Origin of the sequence: Roseomonas acroporae, assembly GCF_023223525.1 — a bacterium.
Lineage (GTDB): Bacteria > Pseudomonadota > Alphaproteobacteria > Acetobacterales > Acetobacteraceae > Roseomonas_E > Roseomonas_E acroporae.
In genome coordinates, this window is record NZ_JALPRX010000006.1 from 167234 (window position 1) to 189131 (window position 21898).

Here is a 21898-nt window from a genome sequence, read left to right on the forward strand (position 1 = left end):
GGACGCCACCCCCCGCTGATGCGTCGCCTTGCCGCCTGGGCCTCGCTGGGACTGGTCGCCTCCTGCCTCCTGCTCGGCGGCGCGCTGTACTACGTGCCGCGCCTGCTGGACTGGGACCATTACCGCGACCGCCTCGCCGACCTCGCGGCGCAGCGGCTCGGCCTGCCGGTCGAATTGCAGGGCAAGGTCCACCTGGTGCTGCTGCCGCAGCCGGTGATCGAGGCCGACCGCGTGCTGATCGGCACGCCGGCGGCCGCCGACGAGGTGCTCGTGCGCGCCGAGACGCTGCGCCTGCGCCTCGGCCTGCCGGCCCTGCTGGCCGGGCGGCTGGAGCCGCGCGCGGTGGCGCTGGTGGGCGCCGAGCTGCGGCTGCCCTGGCCGCCCGGCCCCAACCTGATGACCCGCCCGCCCACCTGGCTCACCAGCCTCGACGCGCGGCTGGAGCGGGCACGGGTGGCGATCGGCGCGGCGACGCTGGAAGGCGTCTCGGCGCGTCTCTCCACCGGCGGCCCGGCCGACGCGTTGCACGCCGAGGGCGAGCTGCGCTGGCGCAATCAGCCCGTGCGCTTCATGGCGACGCTCGGGCGCGCGGGCTACGACATGGTGGCGCCGCTCGACCTCACCGTGGCGGCGGCCGGCGCCACCGCCGCCGCGCGCGGCGCGCTGCTGCCGGAGGGCGGCTACGAGGGCCGGCTGGAGGCCTCGGGGGGCGATCTCGGCGCGCTGCTGCCGGCCCCTTCCGGGCCCTTCCGCGCCACCGGCCGGCTGAGCGCCTCCGCCGACCTGCTGGCCGCCGACGAGCTGGCGCTCGACCTCAACGGCGTGCCGGCGCGCGGGGCGCTGACGCTTCGCGTCGCACCGGCGGCGCGGCTCGACGTGACGCTGAACGCGGGGCGGCTCGATCTCGACGCCTGGGTCAGGGCGCTGCGGCAGGCCCCGGCGACGGCGACGCCCACCGGCATCGACCTGTCGGTGGAGGCCGCCACGCTGCGCGGCATCACGCTGCGCCGGCTGCGCGGCGGGGTCTTCCTGGAAGGCGAGCGCCGCACCCTCTCGGACGTCTCGGCGCTGCTGCCCGGCGACGCGGAGGTGGAACTGGCCGGCGCCACCGCCGGCGGGCGGCTGGAGATCGGCCTGCGCTTCACCGCGCCGGACCTGCGCGAGACGCTGGGCGGCCTCGGGGTCGCGTTGCCGGCCGCCGGGCCGGCGCCGCCGCATGCCGCCACCGGGCGGATGCGGCTGGTGCTGGAGGAGACCCAGCTCTCGGTCGCCGAGCTGCAGGCCAGCCTGGACGGGGCGCGCCTCTCCGGCGCCGGCGTGCTGCGCTTCGGGGAGCGGCCGGCGCTGGGGCTGGGGCTGACGCTGGACCGGCTGGCGCTCGACACCTGGATGGCCGCGCCCTCGGACTGGGGCGCGGTGGCGCAGGGGCTGGGCGGCTTCGACGCCAACCTGCGCCTCGCCGCCGACGCGCTCTCCTGGCAGGGCACGACGATGGAGCGCGCCTCGGTGGACGCGGCGCTGGAGCGCGGGCGGCTGACCCTGCGCCGCCTGGCCGGGCGGGTGGCGGGGGCCGATCTCGCCCTGTCCGGCGTGGCCCAGCTCGCCGCCAGCCCGCGCTTCAGCGACCTCAGCCTGGAGCTGGGCGGCCCGAGCGTGGCGCCGCTCGCGGTGCTGCTGCCGGGCGCCTGGCGGGAGCGGCTGGGATGGCTGGTGAATGCCGGCGCCGAAGGCGGGGCGGGGCCGCTGGCGCTGCGCGCCAGCGGCTCGGGCGGGCTGGAGGCGCTGGCGCTCCGGGCCGAGGTGGACCTGGGCGAGGCACGGCTGGAGGGCGGCGCCACGCTCGATCTGCCGGGGCGGCGCGGCAGCGGGCGGCTGACGCTGCGCCATCCCGGCGCGCCCCGGGCGCTGGGGGCGATGCTCGGCCCGGGGGTGGCAGGCTGGCTGGGCGAGGGCTCGCTGTCGCTCGTGGCCAGCCTGAGCGGCACGAGCAACGGCCTGGCGACCGAGAATTTCGATCTGGTGGCGGGCGGGCTGCGCGCGCGCGGGCAGCTTGCGCTGGGCTGGGGCGGCGAGCGCCCGCGACTGACGGGCAAGGTCGTGGCGGAACGCCTGCCGCTGCCGCCCTGGCGCTGGCGCTCGGCCGAGCCGCTCGGCCTGGACCGGCTCGGGCTGCTCGACGCCGAGCTGGCGCTGGAGGCGGGCGAGATCGCCCTGGCCGAGGATGCGCCGCTCACCGGCATGGCCGGGTCGCTGCGCCTCGCGGGCGGCGTGCTGCGGCTCGACAACCTGCGCGGCCAGCTCGGCGGCGGCGCGTTGCAGGGATCGCTGCAGATCGACGGCACGGCGGCGCGGCCGCGCCTCGCGCTGGACGGGCGGCTGGAGGGGGCGACGCTGCCAGCACCGCTGTTCGGGCTGCCGCTCGACCTCGCCGGCGGCCGTGCCGACGTGACGCTGCGGGCCGCGGCGGAGGGGCACGGCACGGCGGCGCTGCTGGCGACGCTCGGCGGCGAGCTGCGCCTCTCGGCGCGTGACGGGGTGCTGACGGGGATGGACCTGCGCGCGGCGGCCGCCGCCTCGGCGCTGCCGCAGCAGCCGGCGGCCGAGGCGGCGCTGCGGCGCGCCCTGACCGAGGGCGAGACAGCCTATGCCACGCTCGATCTGCTGGCGCGGCTGGCGGATGGTCGCGCCACCCTGGCCGAGGCGCGGCTGACGGGCGAGGGCGGGGTGGCGGCGACGGCGTCCGGCACGATCGACCTCGGACGCGGCGCGCTCGACCTGCGGATCGCGGCGCGGCCCGGCGGGGGGGAAGGGGGCGAGGGGTCGCCGCCGCCCGACCCGGCCCCCGACCTGGGACTGCGCGTCACCGGCCCGGCGGCGGGGCCACGGCGGATCCCGGAGATCTCGGCCTGGGCGCGCTGGCGGGCGGAGCGGGGCTGACACCGCTCCGCGCCGGCGTCGACCCGCGCCGGCCGACGCCGGTTTCGCGCCGGCCCGCACGGGCCGGGACCCGTGCGGACCGGAGTCAGGCGCGCGCCGCCATCCACTGCCGGCGCATCGGCTTCAGCACGGCGATGGCGAGCAGCGCGGTCAGCAGGTCGGCCGCGATCGCCACGCCGAACACGGAGACCCAGCTCGCGGTCCAGTCGTGCAGCAGCGACGCCATCGGCCCGCCCAGGATCGAGCCGATGCCCTGGGCCATGTAGAGGAAGCCGTAATTGGTGGTGGCGTGGCCGGTGCCGAAGGTGTCGGTCAGGGTGGAGGGGAAGAGCGAGAAGATCTCGCCCCAGCCGAAGAACACGATGCCCGAGAGCACCACGAAGGCCACCGGGTCGTGCAGCAGCTGCGTCCAGAGCAGCATGGCCAGACCCTCCAGGCCGAAGGCGATGAACATGGTGTTCTCGCGCCCGATCCGGTCCGACACCCAGCCGAAGAAGGGCCGCGTCAGACCGTTGGTCAGCCGGTCCACGGTCAGCGCCAGCGGCACCGCCGCGAGGCCGAGCACGGTGGCGTTGCCGAGGCCGTAGTCGGCGGCGAAATTCGCCATCTGCGAGGTGACCATCAGCCCCGAGGTGGACATCATCGCCATCATCGCGAACATCAGCCAGAACAGCGGCGTGCGCAGCATGGCGCCCGGCGGCGTGTCGCGCACCGTGGGCACCGGGCGCACCAGGTGCGTGCCGCCCGGCGGCGGCTGGCGCAGCCCGAGCGCCGCGATCACGCCGACCACGCCGAGCACGATGCCGAACACCATCAGCGCGTGGCGGAAGCCGCTGGCGGCGATGGTGGCGGCGATCGGGAAGGTGGTCAGGATCGCGCCCATGCCGTAGCCCGCCGCCACCACGCCGGCCGCGAGGCCGCGCCGGTCCGGGAACCAGCGCACCATCAGCCCGACCACGCCGACATAGACGATGCCGGTGCCGAGCCCGCCCAGCACGCCGTAGGCGAGGTAGAGGCCCAGCAGCGTGGTGACGGTCGAGCTGATCATCCAGCTCAGCCCGGTCAGCACTACGCCGGCGGTGATCAGCACGCGCGGCCCGAAGCGGTCGATCAGCCAGCCCTGCGCCGGCGAGAAGAAGGTCTGGAGCACGATCAGCAGGGAGAAGGTCACCTGCACCGCCGCCGGCGAGGCGCCGAGCTCGGCACCCCAGGGGCGGGTGAACAGCGTCCAGACGTATTGTGGCGAGGAGATCGCCATCATGCAGACCAGCCCGAGCAGGAGCTGGATCCAGCGCGTGCGCGCCGTGAAGGCGGCCGGCAGCCCGGGCCGGGCGGCGTAGGCGGAATTCATGCGGTGACTCCCGGTGACGCGGCCGGAACGGGTGGCCGCCGCGTCACCGGGCAGCAAGCGGCGTGCCGGCCGTCCGGGAGGCCCGCCGGCGGGCCTCCTGGACGGCCGGCACGCCGCTCAGCGGTGCGCCCGGCGTCCCGGGCCGTTCGCGCCCTGCTGCGCCGCGGCGCCGGCCATGCCCTGGGTGGGCGTGGCGGCGGCGCCCTGCCGGTTGGCGGCGGGCGGGTGCTGGGATGTGCCCGGGACGGCTCCCGGCACCGTTCCGGGGGCCGTTCCCGGGGCCGCGCCATGCGGGGCCGCCCCGGCCGGCGCCGCGTCCGTCACCGTCACCGTCGCGGTGCGTCCGGCCACCAGCCGGATGCCCGGCGGCACCTCGTCCAGCGCGATGCGCACCGGGATGCGCTGCGCGAGGCGAACCCAGTTGAAGGTGGGGTTGACGTTGGCCAGCAGGTTGGTGCCCTCGCCGCGCTCGCGGTCGACGATGCCGCCGGCGATGCTCTCGACATGGCCACGGATCAGCGCCGTCTCGCCCATCAGCCGGATCGTGGCGGGGGCGCCGGGGTGGATGCGCGGCAGCTTGGTCTCCTCGAAGTAGCCGGAGACGTGGAAGCTGTCGGCATCGACCAGCGCCAGCACCGCGCGCCCGGCCGGCACGTAGTCGCCGGGGCGCAGCGCGAGGTTGCTGATGGTGCCGTTGACCGAGGCCACCACCTCCGAGCGCTGCAGGTTCAGCCGCGCCACCTCGCGGTCGGCCACGGCCTGCTGCAGCGCGGCGGCGGCGACGGCGGCGTCCGAGATCGCCTGCTCCTGCCGCTGCACGGAGACGGCGGTCTGGTCCAGCGCGCGGTAGCGCACCAGGTCGCGCTGGGCGCGGTCATGCGCCGCCTGCCGGCCGGCGACCACCGCCTCGGCCTGCTGCAGCGCCAGGGCGAAGCGGTCGCGGTCGATGCGGAACAGCGGCTGGCCGCGCTGCACCGTCTGGTTGTCGCGCACCAGCACCTCGGTGACGATGCCCGACACGTCGGGGGCGACGCCCACCACCTCGGCGCTGACGCGGCCGTCCCGCGTCCAGGGGGCGAGCATGTAGTAGTCCCAGAGGTTCCAGCCGACGAAGCCGGCGAGGGCGACGAAGACCAGGGTGAAGAGGATGCGGCCGAGCCGCGCGAGGAGGGTGGTCATGACGGGATCCTGCCGGCGGCGGCGTACACGCCGCCGAGAACGATGACGAACAGGGCGAAGTCGAACAGCGCCCGGTGCCAGACCAGGCGGTAGAGGCCGATCCGGTCGAGCAGCCGGCGCAGCAGCGCCGAGACGGCCAGCGCGATCACCGACCAGACCAGCAGCGCCGGGACGAAGATGCCGTAGATGTCGATCTCGGCGATCATGCCGCCGCCCTCCAACCCGGCCCGGTGATGAGGCCCTCGGGCGGCGGCGCGGCCGGGAACAGCGCCATGCGGGTGCCGGAGAGGGCGAGGGCGGCGGCCCGGGCAGGCCGGCCGCCGGCGGCAGCGAGCGATACGGGGCCGCCCGTGGCGGGCGATGCAGTGCCGCCTGCGGCGGGCGATGCCGGGCCGCCTGCGGCGGATGATGCCGGGCCGCCTGCGGCGGACGATGCCGGGCCGCCTGCGGCGGCGGGCGACGAGGGGCCGATGGCGGCGGCCACGGCGGCGGGAGCGCCACCGGCTGCCCCACCGGTTGCTCCACTGGGCGCGCCGGCAGCGGGGCCGGTGCCGGCGGCATCGGCCGCCAGCGCCTCGCGCAGGGCCTCGTCGAGCCGCGCCAGCGTGGCCGCGTCGTCGGCACGGCCGCGCGCATGCTCGGCGATGGCGTCGATCGCGTCCTCCAGCCGCGCGGCGAGGGGCGGGCCGAGCCGCTCCAGCGCGGCGCGCAGGCGCAGCACGTTGTAGGCGGCGCGCAGCGGGCCGAGCTCGACGAGGCCGACGCTGGCCGGATCGACCGGGCCGAGCCGCGACGCGATCGCCTCGAAGCGGTCGAACATGGCGTCGGCCAGCGGGCGCAGATCCACCAGCCGGCGCCGCCGGGCGAGCCGCGCGAGGTCGCGCCGGTCGGCGGCGGCGAGGCGGCGGATGCGCCAGCGGATCCCGATCGAGCGCACCAGCCGCGTCGCCAGCAGCGCCCCGGCGAGGCCGATGATGGTGGCGATGCCGCCGTCGAGCAGGCCGGCGGCGTCGGCCGCGTAGGTCTCCTGCAGGCTCATCACGGTGGGCGCAGTGACGGCGATGGGCATGGCGACGCCCATCAGCGAGGGCACGGCCTGCATGGCGCCGAGCGGCAGGTAGACGAGGCCGAGCGCCAGGGCCAGCAGCGCGAAGCCGTCGACCGAGGGCAGCACGGCGAACATGTAGATCCAGGCGATCGCCACGGCGATGGTGGTGCCGGTGAGGAACTTGCTGATGGCCGGCGCCGGGTCGTCGAGCTGGGCGAAGAAGCAGGTGCCGACGGCGGCGATCATCGCGGCGCCGCCGCCGGCCGGCCAGGCGGCCAGGATCCAGAAGGCGCTGATGCCGACGATGGCCAGGAAGGAGGCGAGGCCGGACAGCCCGACCAGCAGCGCGTCGGTATGGCCGGGCGGGCGCAGGCCGGTGCCCAGGGCCGACAGGGGCGCCTCCGGCGGCCGCTCGCCGCGCATGGCGGCGGCCGAGATCGGGTGGGCATGGCCGAGGCAGCGCAGCCAGGTGTCGACCAGCTCGATCACGCGGGCGCTGAGCCCCTCGCGCAGCAGCCCGGCCCAGCCGCCGGTCGCGGCGCCCCGCTCCTCCTCCACGCGCAGCCGGGCGCGCAGCGCGGCGCCGCTCTCGGCGGCGGCCTCGGCACGGCCGGGATCGGCGACGCCGGGGCGCGAGACGGCCAGCATCCAGTCGCCCACCTCCCGCAGCAGCGGCGCCAGCGCGGCGTGCGCCGCCGGGTCCGCCTCGCGCAGCGCGCCGACGCGGTCGGCGATGGCGGAGATCAGGGTGGGGACCTGCCGCGCATCGCCGCGCAGCAGGGGCAGCCAGCGCAGCGCGGCGCGCATCGCCCCGTGCTCGTAGCGGGCCTGGTGGAACATCACGTCGAGGGCGGCGCCGTCGCGGGCGATCCGCCGGCGCTCGGCGGCGAAGCGCTCGTAGGCGATGGGACCGCGCAGCGCCTCGGCGCCGAAGCGGGCGAGCTGGCCCAGCCAGGTGCGCATCTGCGCCAGCATGGCGGGGATGCTCGGGCGGGGGAACAGCACGCCGTGCACGAGATAGGCGCAGGCGATGCCGAGGCCGATCTCGATGACGCGGGCCAGCGCCGTGTCGAAGATGGTGCCGGGGCTGTCGACGCCGGGGAAGGCGATGAAGGCGGCGGTGTAGCCGGCCAGCATGAAGGCGTAGGAACGCGGCGTCGGGTCGAGCAGCGAGAGGGTGAGGCAGGCCGGCACCCAGAGCGCGATGGCCAGCACCAGCAGGGGCGGCGCGTCGACCAGGGCGGTGACCGCGGCGATGGCGAAGGCGCCGCCCACCAGCGTGCCGGTGAAGCGCCACATCGCCTTGGCGCGCAGCGCGCCGGAGGAGAGCTGGGTGACGATGTAGACCGTGCCGAAGGCCCAGTAGGGGCGCGGCAGGTTCAGCGAGAAGGCGATGTAGAGGGCCAGGAGGCCGGCGGCGAAGGTGCGCAGCGAGAACAGCCACTCCTTGCGGCCGATCGCGGCGAACGGGTTGCTCATCGGTGCTGCTCCGGCGCCCGAGGGGCCGCGCCGAGGGGCGCGCCATGGGCTGCGTCGGGCGCGGCTGCGGGGGCCGGCCCGGGATCGTGGAATCCGGCCCGGGGCGCGGCGCCGCCCGGCGCGGGGGGCAGGGCGCCGCCCGGCGCGGGGGGCAGGGCGCCGCCCGGTGTGGAGGGCGGGGCCTCGCCCTGGATGCTGTGCTGGATCGCGCTCATGATGCGCAGGCTGGCCTCCAGGTCGGCGGGGTCGGTGCCGGCGAGGAGCCGGGCGCGCAGCGCGGTGGCGACCGTCTCCGCCTCTTCGGCGACCGCGCGGCCGCGCTCGGTGAGGTGGATGAGGCGGGCGCGCCGGTCGGCCGGGTCGTCGCGGCGCTCGACGAGGCCGGCGGCGGCGAGCTGGTCGAGCAGCCGTACCAGCGAGGGGCCCTCGATGGCGAGCGCCGTGGCGAGGGTGCCGTGGCGGACGCCGTCGCCGAGCCGCGCGAGGTGCAGCAGCGGCCAGGCGGTGGCGTCGGAGAGGCCGAGGCGGGCGAACGCCTCGTCCGCCGCGCGTCGCCACAGCCGCAGCGCGACCAGCGTCTGGCGGCTGAAGCGTTCCTGGAGGGTGGGCGGGCGGCGGGGCATGGTCGATAGGTAGCTTGCTACCGATCCGCCGGCGAATACAGGGCGCGGATTTCCGCCATGCGTCGGGCGGATGGCGGCCGACCGGCCTCGGTGGCCCCGGCGGCCTGCGGGAGGCACGGGGAGCCCGGCGTGCGGCGGCGGGCAGGGTCGCGGAAAAGCGCTGGACCCGGCCGGGGCGGGGGTGCTAGACCGCGCGGCCCCGAAGGCCCGGCCCGGTCACCGCGATCGGTCGCCGGGCCTCGCGGCGTTGCAGGAACGCGGGAGAGGCGCGTCGGTGGGGCTCCGGGCCCCGGCCGGGGCGCCTCGTCGGCACCGCGGGCCTCTGAAAGCGCAGAGGACTGAGATGGCGAAGAAGATCGTCGGCTACATCAAGCTGCAGATCCCGGCCGGCAAGGCCAACCCGGCCCCGCCGGTGGGCCCGGCCCTGGGTCAGCGCGGCCTGAACATCATGGGCTTCGTGAAGGAGTTCAACGCGGCCACCCAGGGCATGGAGCCGGGCACCCCGACTCCGGTGGTGATCACCGCCTACTCCGACCGCACCTACAGCTTCGTCACCAAGACCCCGCCCAACACCTATTTCCTGCTGAAGGCCGCCAAGCTCGACAAGGGCAGCCAGACGCCGGGCAAGGGCGGCTCGGTCGGCCGCGTCACGACCTCGCAGCTGCGCGAGATCGCCGCGACGAAGATGAAGGACATGAACGCCAACGACGTCGAGGGCGCGGTGCGCATGCTGGCCGGCTCGGCCCGCTCGATGGGCATGACCGTGGTGGAGGGCTGATCCATGGCCAAGCAGGGCAAGCGGCTGCGCGCCATCTACAAGGCCGTCGACGTCGAGCGGAACTACGCGCTCGACGAGGCGATCCGCACGGTCAAGGCGAACGCCACGGCCAAGTTCGACGAGACGATCGAGATCTCGATGAACCTCGGCATCGACCCGCGCCACGCCGACCAGATGGTGCGCGGCGTGGTCGGCCTGCCGAACGGCACCGGCAAGACGGTGCGCGTCGGCGTCTTCGCCCGCGGCCCGAAGGCCGAGGAGGCGCTGGCCGCCGGGGCCGACGTGGTGGGTGCCGACGACCTCGCCGCCGCGGTGCAGGAAGGCAAGATCGAGTTCGACCGCTGCATCGCGACGCCGGACATGATGGCGCTGGTGGGCCGGCTGGGTAAGATCCTCGGCCCGCGCGGCCTGATGCCGAACCCGCGCCTCGGCACCGTGACCATGGACGTCAAGGGCGCCGTGACGGCGGCCAAGGCCGGCCAGGTCGAGTTCCGCGCCGAGAAGGCGGGCATCGTGCATGCCGGCATCGGCAAGGCGAGCTTCGACGACGGCAAGCTGCTCGAGAACGCCCGCGCCTTCGTGGAGGCGATCCAGCGCGCCAAGCCGACCGGCGCCAAGGGCACCTACGTGAAGAAGGTGGCGGTCAGCTCCTCCATGGGGCCGGGCCTGAAGGTGGACGTCGCCAGCCTTTCGGCCGGCGCCTGAGCTTCCGCCCCGGCCGTCCGGCCGGGGTGGCGTGCAGGCCGGGGCCGCTGGCCCTGGCCCGAGAGATACGCCGGCGCGCCCCAGCGTCCCCAGGGACGGGGTGGCGTGGCCGGCGGGCAGGGGGTCGGACGGTTGGTCCGGCCGGCTCCCGAAACCTGTCCGAGAGCGCGAGCGGCCCGCACGGGCCTTGATGGGCATGGTCCCGCTCGCGCTAGACGGGGTGCCGAGAGACTCCGAACCGGGACGGCGCGCGGCGCCGCTCCCGGAATGGTTTGGCTTGGTGATCCGGCTCAGACAGGCGAACCGGGGTTCGGGGCGTCCGGATTCCTCCGATGACGGAGGGGCCGGGCGGGCCGGGCCCCCGTGTGAACCCGGCCGGCACCCCTCCACAAGGCGCCGGTCACCGAAGGAGACGGGACGTGGACCGTTCGGAGAAGCGCGCCTTCGTCGCCTCCCTCGCCTCGGTGTTCGCCGATACCTCGATGGTGGTCGTGGCCAAGTATCAGGGCCTCACGGTTGCCGATTCGACGGATCTGCGGCGCCAGATGCGGGCGGCGGGCGCGAGCTACAAGGTCGCGAAGAACCGCCTGGCCACCCTCGCCCTCGACGGCACCCGCTTCCAGGGCATCTCGCCGCTGCTGAAGGGTCCGACCGCGCTCGCGTGGTCGAAGGATCCGGTGGCCGTGGCGAAGACCGCCGTGGAGTTCGCCAGGAAGAACGACAAGTTCGTCATCCTCGGCGGGGCGCTCGGCAACCAGGTGCTCGACCCCAACGGGGTCAAGGCGCTGTCCGAGCTGCCTTCGCTGGAGGAGCTGCGGGCGCGGCTCGTGGGTCTCATCCAGACCCCGGCCACCCGCATCGCCGGCGTGCTGCAGGCACCCGGCGGGCAGCTTGCCCGCGTTCTGGCGGCGTATGCCAAGAAGGACGAGGCGGAGGCCGCCTGAGGGTCGCGCGGCGATGGCCTCGGGCAAACCCCCCTGGGACCCGTCCCCGGGGCCGGCCCGTAGGCCAGCCGTCGCGCAGACGTGAGGGCAGACGTTAACGGGACCGCAGGCACCGGGTTTCCCGGCCGCGGACCCGTGGTGTTGCAAAAACCAAGCCGAACCATTAGATCAGGAGCACACGAAAATGGCCGATCTCGCGAAGCTGGTCGACGAGCTTTCCAGCCTGACCGTCCTGGAGGCCGCCGAGCTCTCCAAGATGCTCGAGGAGAAGTGGGGCGTCTCCGCCGCCGCGCCGGTGGCGGTCGCCGCCGCGCCGGCCGCCGGTGGTGGTGCCGCCGCCCCCGCCGCCGAGGAGCAGACGGAGTTCACCGTCATCCTCGCCAAGTCGGGCGACAAGAAGATCAACGTGATCAAGGAGGTCCGCACCATCACCGGCCTCGGCCTGAAGGAGGCCAAGGACCTGGTCGAGGGCGCCCCCAAGACCGTCAAGGAAGGCGTCTCGAAGGACGAGGCCGCCAAGATCAAGAAGGTGCTGGAAGAGAACGGCGCGACTGTCGAGATCAAGTGATCCGGAGGCTGCCCCGCGCGTCCGCTGCCGGGGCGGCCTTCCTTCACCGAATTGGCCGGGCGGGGACCCCCTTGGGTCCCCGCCCGCGCCTGCGTTCAAGAGGCCCGTGTCGTGCGGGCCGGCGTCCAGCGTGGCGGATCGTCGCCGCGCCGGGCGCGAAGCAGCAGCGGGCTCCTCGCCGGCCGGGGACTAGGTGGCCGGGAGAGAGGGAAGCAGAACAGGCATGAACGCTATCACGAAGTCGTTCGGCGGCAACAGCTTCACGGGTCGCAAGCGCATCCGCAAGAGCTTCGGCAGGCTGCCCGAGGTGGCGCCCATGCCGAACCTGATCGATGTGCAGCGCGCGTCCTACGAGGCGTTCCTGCAGATGGAGGTGGGACCGGACAGCCGCACCCAGACCGGGCTGCAGGAGGTGTTCCGCTCCGTCTTCCCGATCGACGACTTCGCGGGCCGCGGCCGTCTGGAATTCGTCCAGTACGAGCTCGAGGAGCCGAAGTACGACGTCGAGGAGTGCATCCAGCGCGGCCTGACCTTCGCGGCGCCGCTCAAGGTGCGGCTGCGCCTGATCGTCTGGGACGTGGACGAGGATACGGGCAGCCGTTCCGTCCGCGACATCAAGGAGCAGGACGTCTACATGGGCGACATGCCGCTCATGACGGACAACGGCACCTTCATCATCAACGGCACCGAGCGCGTCATCGTCTCCCAGATGCACCGCTCCCCGGGCGTGTTCTTCGACCACGACAAGGGCAAGACCCATTCCTCGGGCAAGTACCTGTTCGCGGCGCGCGTCATCCCCTACCGCGGCTCCTGGCTCGACTTCGAGTTCGACGCCAAGGACATCTGCTACGTCCGCATCGACCGCAAGCGCAAGCTGCCGACCACGACGCTGCTCTACGCCCTCGATTCCGCCCGCACCGCGGCGCTGCGCGCCGAGCGCGGCGAGCAGGGGCTGGAGCCGGGCGAGATCCGCGGCATGGACGCCGAGGAGATCCTCGCCACCTTCTACGGGCAGGTGGTGTTCCACCGCACCGACAAGGGCTGGTCGCGCCCCTTCGAGCCGGATGCCTTCCGCGGCGTGAAGCTGCTGGAGAGCCTGGTGGACGCCAAGACCGGGCAGGTGGTGGCCGAGAAGGACACCAAGCTGACCCCGCGCGCCGCGCGCAAGATCGCCGAGGGCGGCACCACCGAGGTGCTGGTCGGCCGCGCCGACCTGCTCGGCCGCTTCGTGGCCGTGGACATGGTGGACTACAACACCGGCGAGATCTGGGCCGAGGCCGGCGAGGAGCTGACCGAGGCGAAGCTCGGCCAGATCGAGCAGGCCGGCATCGACGAGCTGCCGACGCTGGCGATCGACCAGACGGTCGGGCCCTGGATGCGCAACACCCTCGCGGTCGACAAGAACAACAACCGCGACGAGGCGCTGATGGACATCTACCGGGTGATGCGCCCGGGCGAGCCGCCGACGCCGGAGACCGCCGAGACCCTGTTCCGCGGCCTGTTCTTCGACCCCGAGCGCTACGACCTCTCGGCCGTCGGCCGCGTGAAGATGAACATGCGCCTGGGCTTCGGCCTGGACAAGGTGCCCGACACGCAGCGCACGCTGCGCAAGGAGGACATCCTCGCCACGGTCCGCACCCTGCTGGAGCTGAAGGACGGCAAGGGCCAGATCGACGACATCGACAACCTCGGCAACCGCCGGGTGCGCTCGGTCGGCGAGCTGATGGAGAACCAGTACCGCGTCGGCCTGCTGCGCATGGAGCGCGCGATCAAGGAGCGCATGGGGTCGGTCGACATCGACACCGTGATGCCGCACGACCTGATCAACGCCAAGCCGGCGGCGGCGGCGGTGCGGGAGTTCTTCGGCTCCTCGCAGCTGTCCCAGTTCATGGACCAGACCAACCCGCTGAGCGAGGTGACGCACAAGCGACGCCTGTCCGCGCTCGGCCCGGGTGGCCTGACGCGCGAGCGCGCCGGCTTCGAGGTGCGCGACGTGCACCCGACGCATTATGGCCGCATCTGCCCGATCGAGACGCCGGAAGGCCCGAACATCGGCCTGATCAACTCCCTCGCCACCTTCGCCAAGGTGAACAAGTACGGCTTCATCGAGACGCCGTACCGCCTGGTGAAGGAGGGCAAGATCGTCGGCGAGCCGCGCTACCTCTCCGCCATGGAGGAGGAGAAGCTGGTCGTCGCCCAGGCGGACGCCGCGGTGAACGAGGAGACCGGCGAGTTCACCTCCGACCTCGTCTCGGTGCGCCAGGGCGGCGACTTCCGCCTGGTCAAGCCCGAGGAGGTGACGGCGATCGACGTCTCGCCGAAGCAGCTCGTCTCGGTGGCGGCGGCGCTGATCCCGTTCCTGGAGAACGACGACGCCAACCGCGCGCTGATGGGCTCGAACATGCAGCGCCAGGCGGTGCCGCTGATCCGCGCCGACGCGCCGCTGGTCGGCACCGGCATGGAGGCCGCCGTCGCGCGCGACTCCGGCGCCTCGATCGTGGCGCGCCGGCCGGGCATCGTCGACCAGATCGACGGCGCGCGCATCGTCGTGCGCGCCTCCGGCGAGGATGGCGAGCAGACCCGCGGCGTCGACATCTACCGGCTGCGCAAGTTCCAGCGCTCCAACCAGTCCACCTGCATCAACCAGCGCCCGCTGGTGAAGGTGGGCGACTACGTGCGGCCCGGCGACATCATCGCCGACGGGCCCTCCACGGAGCTCGGCGAGCTGGCGCTGGGGCGCAACGTGCTCTGCGCCTTCATGCCGTGGAACGGCTACAACTTCGAGGACTCCATCCTCATCAGCGAGCGCATCGCGCGCGACGACGTCTTCACCTCGATCCACATCGAGGAGTTCGAGGTCATGGCCCGCGACACCAAGCTGGGCCAGGAGGAGATCACCCGCGACATCCCGAACGTCGGCGAGGAGGCGCTGCGCAACCTCGACGAGGCGGGCATCGTCTACATCGGCGCCGAGGTGAACCCGGGTGACATCCTGGTCGGCAAGGTGACGCCGAAGGGCGAGAGCCCGATGACGCCGGAGGAGAAGCTGCTCCGCGCCATCTTCGGCGAGAAGGCGTCGGACGTGCGCGACACCTCGCTGCGCCTGCCGCCGGGCGTCGCGGGCACGATCGTCGACGTGCGCGTCTTCTCCCGCCGCGGCGTGGACAAGGACGAGCGCGCCATGGCGATCGAGCGCGCCGAGATCGAGCGGCTCGCCAAGGACCGCGACGACGAGAAGGCGATCCAGGAGCGCAGCTTCCACTCGCGCCTGCGCGAGCGGCTGCTCGGCCGCAAGGCCTCCGGCGGCTTCCGCGGCGTGAAGTCCGGCACCGAGATCACCGACGAGGTGCTGGACCAGTTCGCCAAGGCGACCTGGCGCCAGATCGGCGTGCAGGACGACGCGGCGATGGCCGAGATCGAGGCGCTGAAGCGCGAATTCGACGCGGCCGTGGAGCGGTTGCAGCGCCGCTTCGAGTCGAAGGTCGAGAAGCTCCAGCGCGGCGACGAGCTGCCGCCCGGCGTGATGAAGATGGTCAAGGTGTTCGTCGCGGTGAAGCGCAAGCTCCAGCCCGGCGACAAGATGGCCGGCCGCCACGGCAACAAGGGCGTCGTCTCCCGCGTCGTGCCGATCGAGGACATGCCGTTCCTGGAGGACGGGACCTCGGTCGACCTGGTGCTGAACCCGCTGGGCGTGCCCTCGCGCATGAACATCGGCCAGATCCTGGAGACGCACCTGGGCTGGGCCTGCGCCAACATCGGCCGGCAGATCGGCGAGCTGGTGGAGGAGTACCGCCGCGGCGGCGCGATGCGCGAGGAGCTGAACGTCCGCCTGCGCGAGGTGTACGGGCCGGAGGTGTTCGAGCGCGAGATCGCGCCGATGAGCGACGACCAGCTCATCGAGCTGTGCGGCAACCTGCAGAAGGGCATCCCGATCGCGACGCCGGTCTTCGACGGCGCCCGCATCTCGGACATCGAGGCGATGCTCAAGCGCGCCGGCCTCAGCGAGTCCGGGCAGGTGACGCTGACCGACGGTCGCACGGGCGAGCCCTTCGAGCGCAAGGTGACGGTGGGCTACATCTACATGCTCAAGCTGCACCACCTCGTGGACGACAAGATCCACGCCCGCTCGATCGGCCCTTACTCGCTGGTCACCCAGCAGCCGCTGGGCGGCAAGGCGCAGTTCGGCGGCCAGCGCTTCGGCGAGATGGAGGTCTGGGCGCTCGAGGCCTACGGCGCCGCCTACACGCTGCAGGAGATGCTGACGGTGAAGTCGGACGACGTGTCCGGCCGCACCAAGGTCTACGAGGCGATCGTGCGCGAGCAGGACACCTTCGAGGCCGGCATCCCCGAGAGCTTCAACGTGCTGGTCAAGGAGCTGAAGTCGCTCGGCCTGAACGTGGACCTCGAGAGCCGCAACAACTGACCACGGCGCGCCCCCGGAACGTTTCCGGGGGTGTTCCCGCGCCGCTCGGCGCACCATTTCTCGATGCCGTGCCGGCCCCGCCGCCCGGGGCCACTGGCGCGGCGGGCTGGACAAAGAGGACGGCCGCATGAACGAGCTGATGAAGATCCTGGGCCAGACCGGGCAGGCCCTGAGCTTCGACCAGATCAAGATCTCGATCGCCTCGCCGGAGCAGATCCGGTCCTGGTCCTACGGCGAGATCAAGAAGCCCGAGACGATCAACTACCGCACCTTCAAGCCGGAGCGGGACGGGCTGTTCTGCGCCCGCATCTTCGGCCCGATCAAGGACTACGAGTGCCTGTGCGGCAAGTACAAGCGGATGAAGTTCCGCGGCATCATCTGCGAGAAGTGCGGCGTCGAGGTGACCCTGGCCAAGGTGCGCCGCGAGCGCATGGGCCATATCGAGCTCGCCTCGCCGGTCGCGCACATCTGGTTCATGAAGTCGCTGCCCAGCCGCGTCGGCCTGATGGTCGACATGTCGCTGAAGGAGCTTGAGAAGGTCCTCTACTTCGAGAGCTACGTGGTGCTGGAGCCCGGCACGACGGACCTCAAGCTGCACCAGCTGCTGACCGAGGACCAGTACCAGAACAAGCTCGACGAGTTCGGCGAGGACAGCTTCACCGTCGGCATCGGCGCCGAGGCGGTCAAGCAGATGCTGGTCGGCCTCGACCTGCCGAAGGAGGCGCCGCGCCTGCGTGCCGAGCTGAAGGAGACGACCTCCGAGGCCAAGCGCAAGAAGCTGGTCAAGCGCCTGAAGCTGATCGAGGCCTTCGCCGAGGGCGGCGCCCGCCCCGAGTGGATGATCCTCGACGTGGTGCCGGTGATCCCGCCCGAGCTACGCCCGCTGGTGCCGCTGGACGGCGGCCGCTTCGCGACCTCGGACCTGAACGACCTCTACCGCCGCGTCATCAACCGCAACAACCGCCTGAAGCGGCTGATCGAGCTGCGCGCTCCCGACATCATCGTGCGCAACGAGAAGCGCATGCTGCAGGAATCGGTGGATGCGCTGTTCGACAACGGCCGCCGCGGGCGTGCGATCACGGGCGCCAACAAGCGCCCGCTGAAGTCGCTCTCCGACATGCTGAAGGGCAAGCAGGGCCGGTTCCGCCAGAACCTGCTCGGCAAGCGCGTCGACTACTCCGGCCGCTCGGTGATCGTCGTCGGTCCCGAGATGAAGCTGCACCAGTGCGGTCTGCCGAAGAAGATGGCGCTCGAGCTGTTCAAGCCCTTCATCTACAGCAAGCTCGAGAAGTACGGCCACGCCACCACCATCAAGGCCGCGAAGCGGATGGTGGAGAAGGAGCGTCCCGAGGTGTGGGACATCCTTGAGGAGGTGATCCGCGAGCACCCGGTGATGCTGAACCGGGCGCCGACGCTGCACCGCCTCGGCATCCAGGCCTTCGAGCCGGTGCTGGTCGAGGGCAAGGCGATCCAGCTGCACCCGCTGGTCTGCACCGCCTTCAACGCCGACTTCGACGGCGACCAGATGGCCGTGCACGTCCCGCTGAGCCTCGAGGCCCAGCTGGAGGCGCGCGTGCTGATGATGTCGACCAACAACATCCTCAGCCCGGCCAACGGCAAGCCGATCATCGTGCCGAGCCAGGACATCGTGCTCGGGCTCTACTACCTGAGCCTCGAATCGCCGGAGTTCGTGGTCGAGAAGAAGAAGCTCGACGATCCCGAGTACCGGCTGCACCACGCCCGCCGCTTCGGCAACCTGGGCGAGGTGGAGCACGCGCTCGCGGCCCGCGAGCTGACGCTGCACACGGCGATCATGACCCGCGTGCCCGGCTTCGACGCGAGCGGCAGGCAGGTGAAGCTGACGGTCGTGACCACGCCGGGCCGGATGATGATGGGCCAGCTGCTCCCGATCCATCCCAGCGTGCCCTTCTCGCTGGTCAACCGCCAGCTGACGAAGAAGACGATCTCCGACGTGATCGACGCGGTGTACCGCCACTGCGGCCAGAAGGAGAGCGTGATCTTCGCCGACCGGCTGATGGGCCTCGGCTTCCGCAACGCGGCGCGCGCCGGCATCTCCTTCGGCAAGGACGACATGGTCATCCCGCCGGAGAAGGAGAGGCTGATCGCCACCACCAAGGCCGAGGTGAAGGAGTTCGAGCAGCAGTACCTCGACGGCCTGATCACGGCGGGCGAGCGCTACAACAAGGTGGTCGACGCCTGGTCGCGCTGCACCGACGAGGTGGCGGCGGCGATGATGAAGGAGATCTCCCGCCAGGAGATCGGCCGGCCGACCAACAGCGTCTGGATGATGTCGCATTCCGGCGCGCGCGGCTCGCCGGCGCAGATGCGCCAGCTCGCCGGCATGCGCGGCCTGATGGCCAAGCCCTCGGGCGAGATCATCGAGCAGCCGATCATCGCCAACTTCAAGGAAGGGCTCTCGGTCCTCGAGTACTTCAACTCGACCCACGGCGCCCGCAAGGGCCTCGCGGACACCGCGCTGAAGACGGCGAACTCGGGCTACCTGACGCGTCGTCTCGTCGACGTGGCGCAGGACTGCATCATCGTGGACGAGGATTGCGGCACGGAGCGCGGCATCACCGTGCGCGCCGTGATGGATGGCGGCGAGGTGGTCTCCTCGCTTTCCGAGCGGATCCTCGGCCGCACGGCGCAGCGCGACGTGCTCGACCCGGCGACCAACGAGGTGATCGTCGGCCGCAACACGCTGATCGACGAGGCCCTGGCCGAGAGGATCGAGAAGGCGGGTGTCGAGGACGTCTACATCCGCTCGGTGCTGACCTGCGATTCGCGTTCCGGCGTCTGCGGCTACTGCTACGGCCGTGACCTCGCGCGCGGCACCACGGTCAACCGCGGCGAGGCCGTCGGCGTGATCGCGGCGCAGTCGATCGGCGAGCCCGGCACGCAGCTGACGATGCGCACCTTCCACATCGGTGGTGCGGCGCAGCGCGGCGCCGAGCAGTCGGCGGTGGAGGCCAGCACCGACGGCACGGTGAAGGTCAACAACCGCAACGTCGTCGCCAACAGCGCCGGCGCGCCGGTGGTGATGAGCCGCAACTGCGAGATCGTGCTGACCGACGCCGCCGGCCGCGAGCGCGCGCGCTTCCGCGTGCCCTACGGCGCGCGGCTGCTGACCGACGAGGGCGCGCAGGTCTCGCGCGGCCAGAAGCTGGCCGAGTGGGACCCGTTCACCCTGCCGATCATCACCGAGCGCGACGGCTCGGTGGAGTATGCCGACCTGATCGAGGGCATCACCCTGGTGGAGCGGACCGACGAGGTCACCGGCCTCTCCTCCAAGGTGGTGGTGGACTACAAGCAGGGGGCGAAGGGTGCCGACCTGCGGCCGCGCCTGGTGCTGAAGGACGATGCCGGCGGCATCGTGCGACTCGCCAACGGGGCGGAGGGCCGGTACTTCCTGGCGCCGGATTCGATCCTCTCGGTCGAGAACGGCGCCCGGGTGGCGGCGGGCGACGTGCTGGCGCGCATCCCGCGCGAGAGCTCCAAGACCCGCGACATCACCGGCGGTCTGCCGCGCGTGGCCGAGCTGTTCGAGGCGCGCCGGCCGAAGGATCACGCGATCATCAGCGACGTCGATGGCCGCGTGGAATTCGGCAAGGACTACAAGGCCAAGCGCCGCATCCTGGTGGTGCCGGAGCAGGTCGGCGACGAGCAGCCGGTGCCGCGCGAGTACCTGGTGCCGAAGGGCAAGCACGTCTCGGTGCAGGAAGGCGACTACGTGAAGGCCGGCGACCCGCTGGTCGATGGCCCGCGCGTGCCGCATGACATCCTGCGCGTGCTGGGCGTGGAGGCGCTGGCGAACTACCTCGTCAACGAGATCCAGGACGTCTATCGACTCCAGGGCGTGAAGATCAACGACAAGCACATCGAGGTGATCGTTCGCCAGATGCTGCAGAAGGTCGAGATCCTCGAGCCCGGCGACACGACCTTCCTGGTCGGCGAGCAGGTGGAGCGCATCGAGTTCGAGATCGAGAACGAGAAGCGCCTCGCCGTGAAGGAGCGGCCCGCCCGGGCCGAGCCGGTGCTCCAGGGCATCACCAAGGCGAGCCTGCAGACCACCAGCTTCATCAGCGCCGCGTCGTTCCAGGAGACGACCCGCGTGCTGACCGAGGCGGCGACGGCCGGCAAGGTCGACAGCCTGGCGGGCCTGAAGGAGAACGTGATCGTCGGGCGGCTGATCCCGGCGGGCACGGGCTCGGTGATGAACCGCCTGCAGGCGCTGGCCAGCCAGCGCGACAAGGGCCGGCTGGGCCAGATGCAGCCGGCGCTGCCGCAGCCCGGCGGGCAGCAGGCGGCGGAGTAGGAGGAAGACTCCTTATACTATGGGGGGCCGGGGCTCCGCTCCGGGCTCGGCAGGGGAGGGTGTTACCCACCCCTGCCTCCCAACGGCCATGGGGGAACGCGGCCCCCTTGGCCCCCCGTATCGGAAGGACAGCCCGGCTGTGGAAACACGCCGGATCTGACCGAACAGAGGTGCAGGAGGGCCTCGCCCTCCTGCCGGGATGGGGCCGGGAAGGGCAGATCCCTTCCCGGGGCCGCCGGGCCCGGAACGACGCGCTCATCCGCATGGCCGGGGAGAGGAGAAGTTCCTTTCTTCGACCCCAGCCTTTCCCATGCTGCATCGCTGCTATTTCCACAATTCCGACGCGCTTGACTCCTTGGGGGGTGGCGCGTAGGTTCCGCGCCCTTGGCAAGGCCGAACGCAGCGATGCGCGGCCTGCGGGGTTTTGGTTCACAACGCTGCGCCATCGGCGCCGCCCCCGGCACGTTCCGGGCGGCTGAGGCCGAAGGCGGGGTCAGTGCCCGCTAGGGGCGCGCTTTCGCGCGCTTCCGGCGGGCGCAATGCCTTGTCGGGAAGCCCGGCCGCGGTGGCGCGAACCGAGTGACGAGATTCTGAAGGGGCGTCATGCCGACCATCAACCAGCTCATCGCCAAGGGGCGTGAGCCCAATCCGAGCCGGAACAAGGTGCCGGCACTTCAGGGCTGCCCCCAGAAGCGCGGCGTCTGCACGCGCGTCTACACGACGACGCCGAAGAAGCCGAACTCGGCCCTCCGCAAGGTTGCCAAGGTGCGCCTGACGAACGGCTACGAGGTGGTGAGCTACATCCCGGGCGAGGGCCACAACCTGCAGGAGCACTCGGTGGTGCTGATCCGCGGTGGCCGCGTGAAGGACCTTCCGGGCGTGCGCTATCACATCCTGCGCGGCGTGCTCGACACGCAGGGCATCGCCAAGCGTCGTCAGCGTCGTTCGCTCTACGGCGCGAAGCGCCCGAAGTAAGGAGAGGCCGCGATGTCGCGTCGTCACCGCGCCGAGAAGCGCGAGGTTCTGCCGGATCCGAAGTTCGGCGACGTCGTTCTCAGCCGTTTCATGAACGTGCTGATGTACGACGGTAAGAAGAGCGTGGCCGAGGGGATCGTCTACGCCGCCATGGAGACGCTGAAGCGTCGTGCCGGCCGCGATGCCGACCCGCTGCGCGTCTTCCACGAGGCGATGGACAACACCAAGCCGGCCGTCGAGGTCCGCTCCCGCCGCGTCGGCGGCGCGACCTACCAGGTGCCGGTCGAGGTTCGGCCGGAGCGGCGCCAGGCGCTGGCGATCCGCTGGCTGATCGACAGCGCGCGCAAGCGTGGCGAGCACACCATGGAGGAGCGGCTCTCGTCCGAGCTCCTGGATGCCGCCAACAACCGCGGCGCCGCCGTGAAGAAGCGTGAAGACACTCACCGGATGGCCGAGGCCAACAAGGCCTTCAGTCATTACCGCTGGTAAGACCGGCCCGATCAGGGAAACAAGGCAATGGCGAAAGCGAAGTTCGAGCGGAACAAGCCGCAC

The 21898-nt window shown here is 72.3% G+C and carries 14 protein-coding genes; 9 read left to right on the forward strand and 5 right to left on the reverse strand.

From position 1 onward, the window contains the following. The first annotated feature begins 18 nt into the window (after nt 1-18). Nucleotides 19-2937 carry an AsmA family protein gene (locus tag M0638_RS28690; protein WP_282571777.1) on the forward strand — a complete coding sequence of 973 codons (2919 nt, stop codon included), beginning with the start codon at nt 19-21 and terminating at the stop codon, nt 2935-2937. Between the two features lie 85 nt (nt 2938-3022). Here M0638_RS28690 and oxlT read toward each other — a convergent pair whose 3' ends face one another. The 5 genes from oxlT to M0638_RS01870 all read right to left on the reverse strand — a co-directional run bounded on the left by oxlT (nt 3023) and on the right by M0638_RS01870 (nt 8617). After that, the gene (gene oxlT / locus M0638_RS01850; protein ID WP_248665239.1) at nt 3023-4288 is read right to left on the reverse strand and encodes an oxalate/formate MFS antiporter; all 1266 of its coding nucleotides are present in this window, start codon (nt 4286-4288) and stop codon (nt 3023-3025) included. A 117-nt stretch (nt 4289-4405) separates the two neighbouring features. Further along, nucleotides 4406-5467, reverse strand: a complete 1062-nt coding sequence (locus tag M0638_RS01855) for an efflux RND transporter periplasmic adaptor subunit (protein WP_248665240.1) — start codon at nt 5465-5467, stop codon at nt 4406-4408. Continuing rightward, entirely contained in the window at nt 5464-5673 is a 210-nt protein-coding gene (locus tag M0638_RS01860; RefSeq protein ID WP_248665241.1) for a DUF1656 domain-containing protein, read from the reverse strand. The genes M0638_RS01855 and M0638_RS01860 overlap by 4 nt, the downstream gene beginning before the upstream one ends. Further along, nucleotides 5670-7994, reverse strand: a complete 2325-nt coding sequence (locus tag M0638_RS01865) for an FUSC family protein (protein ID WP_248665242.1) — start codon at nt 7992-7994, stop codon at nt 5670-5672. Before M0638_RS01865 ends, M0638_RS01860 begins: the two co-directional genes overlap by 4 nt. After that, a complete protein-coding gene (locus M0638_RS01870; protein WP_248665243.1) occupies nt 7991-8617 on the reverse strand; it encodes a MarR family winged helix-turn-helix transcriptional regulator in 627 nt (208 codons plus the stop codon). The genes M0638_RS01865 and M0638_RS01870 overlap by 4 nt, the downstream gene beginning before the upstream one ends. A gap of 343 nt (nt 8618-8960) precedes the next feature. Between M0638_RS01870 and rplK the strand changes: the two genes are divergently transcribed. From rplK to rpsG, 8 genes are all read left to right on the forward strand, one after another. Beyond that, nucleotides 8961-9395, forward strand: a complete 435-nt coding sequence (gene rplK, locus M0638_RS01875; RefSeq protein WP_248665244.1) for a 50S ribosomal protein L11 — start codon at nt 8961-8963, stop codon at nt 9393-9395. A 3-nt stretch (nt 9396-9398) separates the two neighbouring features. Beyond that, entirely contained in the window at nt 9399-10100 is a 702-nt protein-coding gene (gene rplA / locus M0638_RS01880) for a 50S ribosomal protein L1 (protein ID WP_248665245.1), read from the forward strand. Nucleotides 10101-10519: 419 nt separating this feature from the next. Further along, nucleotides 10520-11044 carry a 50S ribosomal protein L10 gene (rplJ, locus tag M0638_RS01885; RefSeq protein WP_248665246.1) on the forward strand — a complete coding sequence of 175 codons (525 nt, stop codon included), beginning with the start codon at nt 10520-10522 and terminating at the stop codon, nt 11042-11044. Between the two features lie 184 nt (nt 11045-11228). Continuing rightward, a complete protein-coding gene (rplL, locus tag M0638_RS01890; RefSeq protein WP_248665247.1) occupies nt 11229-11612 on the forward strand; it encodes a 50S ribosomal protein L7/L12 in 384 nt (127 codons plus the stop codon). 223 nt (nt 11613-11835) lie between these two features. Next, the gene (gene rpoB / locus M0638_RS01895) at nt 11836-16035 is read left to right on the forward strand and encodes a DNA-directed RNA polymerase subunit beta (RefSeq protein ID WP_248665248.1); all 4200 of its coding nucleotides are present in this window, start codon (nt 11836-11838) and stop codon (nt 16033-16035) included. A gap of 127 nt (nt 16036-16162) precedes the next feature. Next, nucleotides 16163-20371 carry a DNA-directed RNA polymerase subunit beta' gene (gene rpoC / locus M0638_RS01900; RefSeq protein WP_248665249.1) on the forward strand — a complete coding sequence of 1403 codons (4209 nt, stop codon included), beginning with the start codon at nt 16163-16165 and terminating at the stop codon, nt 20369-20371. A gap of 603 nt (nt 20372-20974) precedes the next feature. Then, the gene (gene rpsL / locus M0638_RS01905; RefSeq protein WP_248665250.1) at nt 20975-21346 is read left to right on the forward strand and encodes a 30S ribosomal protein S12; all 372 of its coding nucleotides are present in this window, start codon (nt 20975-20977) and stop codon (nt 21344-21346) included. Nucleotides 21347-21358: 12 nt separating this feature from the next. Continuing rightward, nucleotides 21359-21835: a 30S ribosomal protein S7 gene (gene rpsG, locus M0638_RS01910; protein WP_248665251.1), complete on the forward strand. Its 477-nt coding sequence runs from the start codon at nt 21359-21361 to the stop codon at nt 21833-21835. Nucleotides 21836-21898: the final 63 nt, after the last annotated feature.

Bases quoted from the DNA above. Each gene is read 5' to 3' on its own strand.
- M0638_RS28690 (WP_282571777.1), top strand. From the start codon at position 19: ATGCGTCGCCTTGCCGCCTGGGCCTCGCTGGGACTGGTCGCCTCCTGC.
- oxlT (WP_248665239.1), bottom strand. From the start codon at position 4,288: ATGAATTCCGCCTACGCCGCCCGGCCCGGGCTGCCGGCCGCCTTCACG.
- M0638_RS01855 (WP_248665240.1), bottom strand. From the start codon at position 5,467: ATGACCACCCTCCTCGCGCGGCTCGGCCGCATCCTCTTCACCCTGGTC.
- M0638_RS01860 (WP_248665241.1), bottom strand. From the start codon at position 5,673: ATGATCGCCGAGATCGACATCTACGGCATCTTCGTCCCGGCGCTGCTG.
- M0638_RS01865 (WP_248665242.1), bottom strand. From the start codon at position 7,994: ATGAGCAACCCGTTCGCCGCGATCGGCCGCAAGGAGTGGCTGTTCTCG.
- M0638_RS01870 (WP_248665243.1), bottom strand. From the start codon at position 8,617: ATGCCCCGCCGCCCGCCCACCCTCCAGGAACGCTTCAGCCGCCAGACG.
- rplK (WP_248665244.1), top strand. From the start codon at position 8,961: ATGGCGAAGAAGATCGTCGGCTACATCAAGCTGCAGATCCCGGCCGGC.
- rplA (WP_248665245.1), top strand. From the start codon at position 9,399: ATGGCCAAGCAGGGCAAGCGGCTGCGCGCCATCTACAAGGCCGTCGAC.
- rplL (WP_248665247.1), top strand. From the start codon at position 11,229: ATGGCCGATCTCGCGAAGCTGGTCGACGAGCTTTCCAGCCTGACCGTC.
- rpoB (WP_248665248.1), top strand. From the start codon at position 11,836: ATGAACGCTATCACGAAGTCGTTCGGCGGCAACAGCTTCACGGGTCGC.
- rpoC (WP_248665249.1), top strand. From the start codon at position 16,163: ATGAACGAGCTGATGAAGATCCTGGGCCAGACCGGGCAGGCCCTGAGC.
- rpsL (WP_248665250.1), top strand. From the start codon at position 20,975: ATGCCGACCATCAACCAGCTCATCGCCAAGGGGCGTGAGCCCAATCCG.
- rpsG (WP_248665251.1), top strand. From the start codon at position 21,359: ATGTCGCGTCGTCACCGCGCCGAGAAGCGCGAGGTTCTGCCGGATCCG.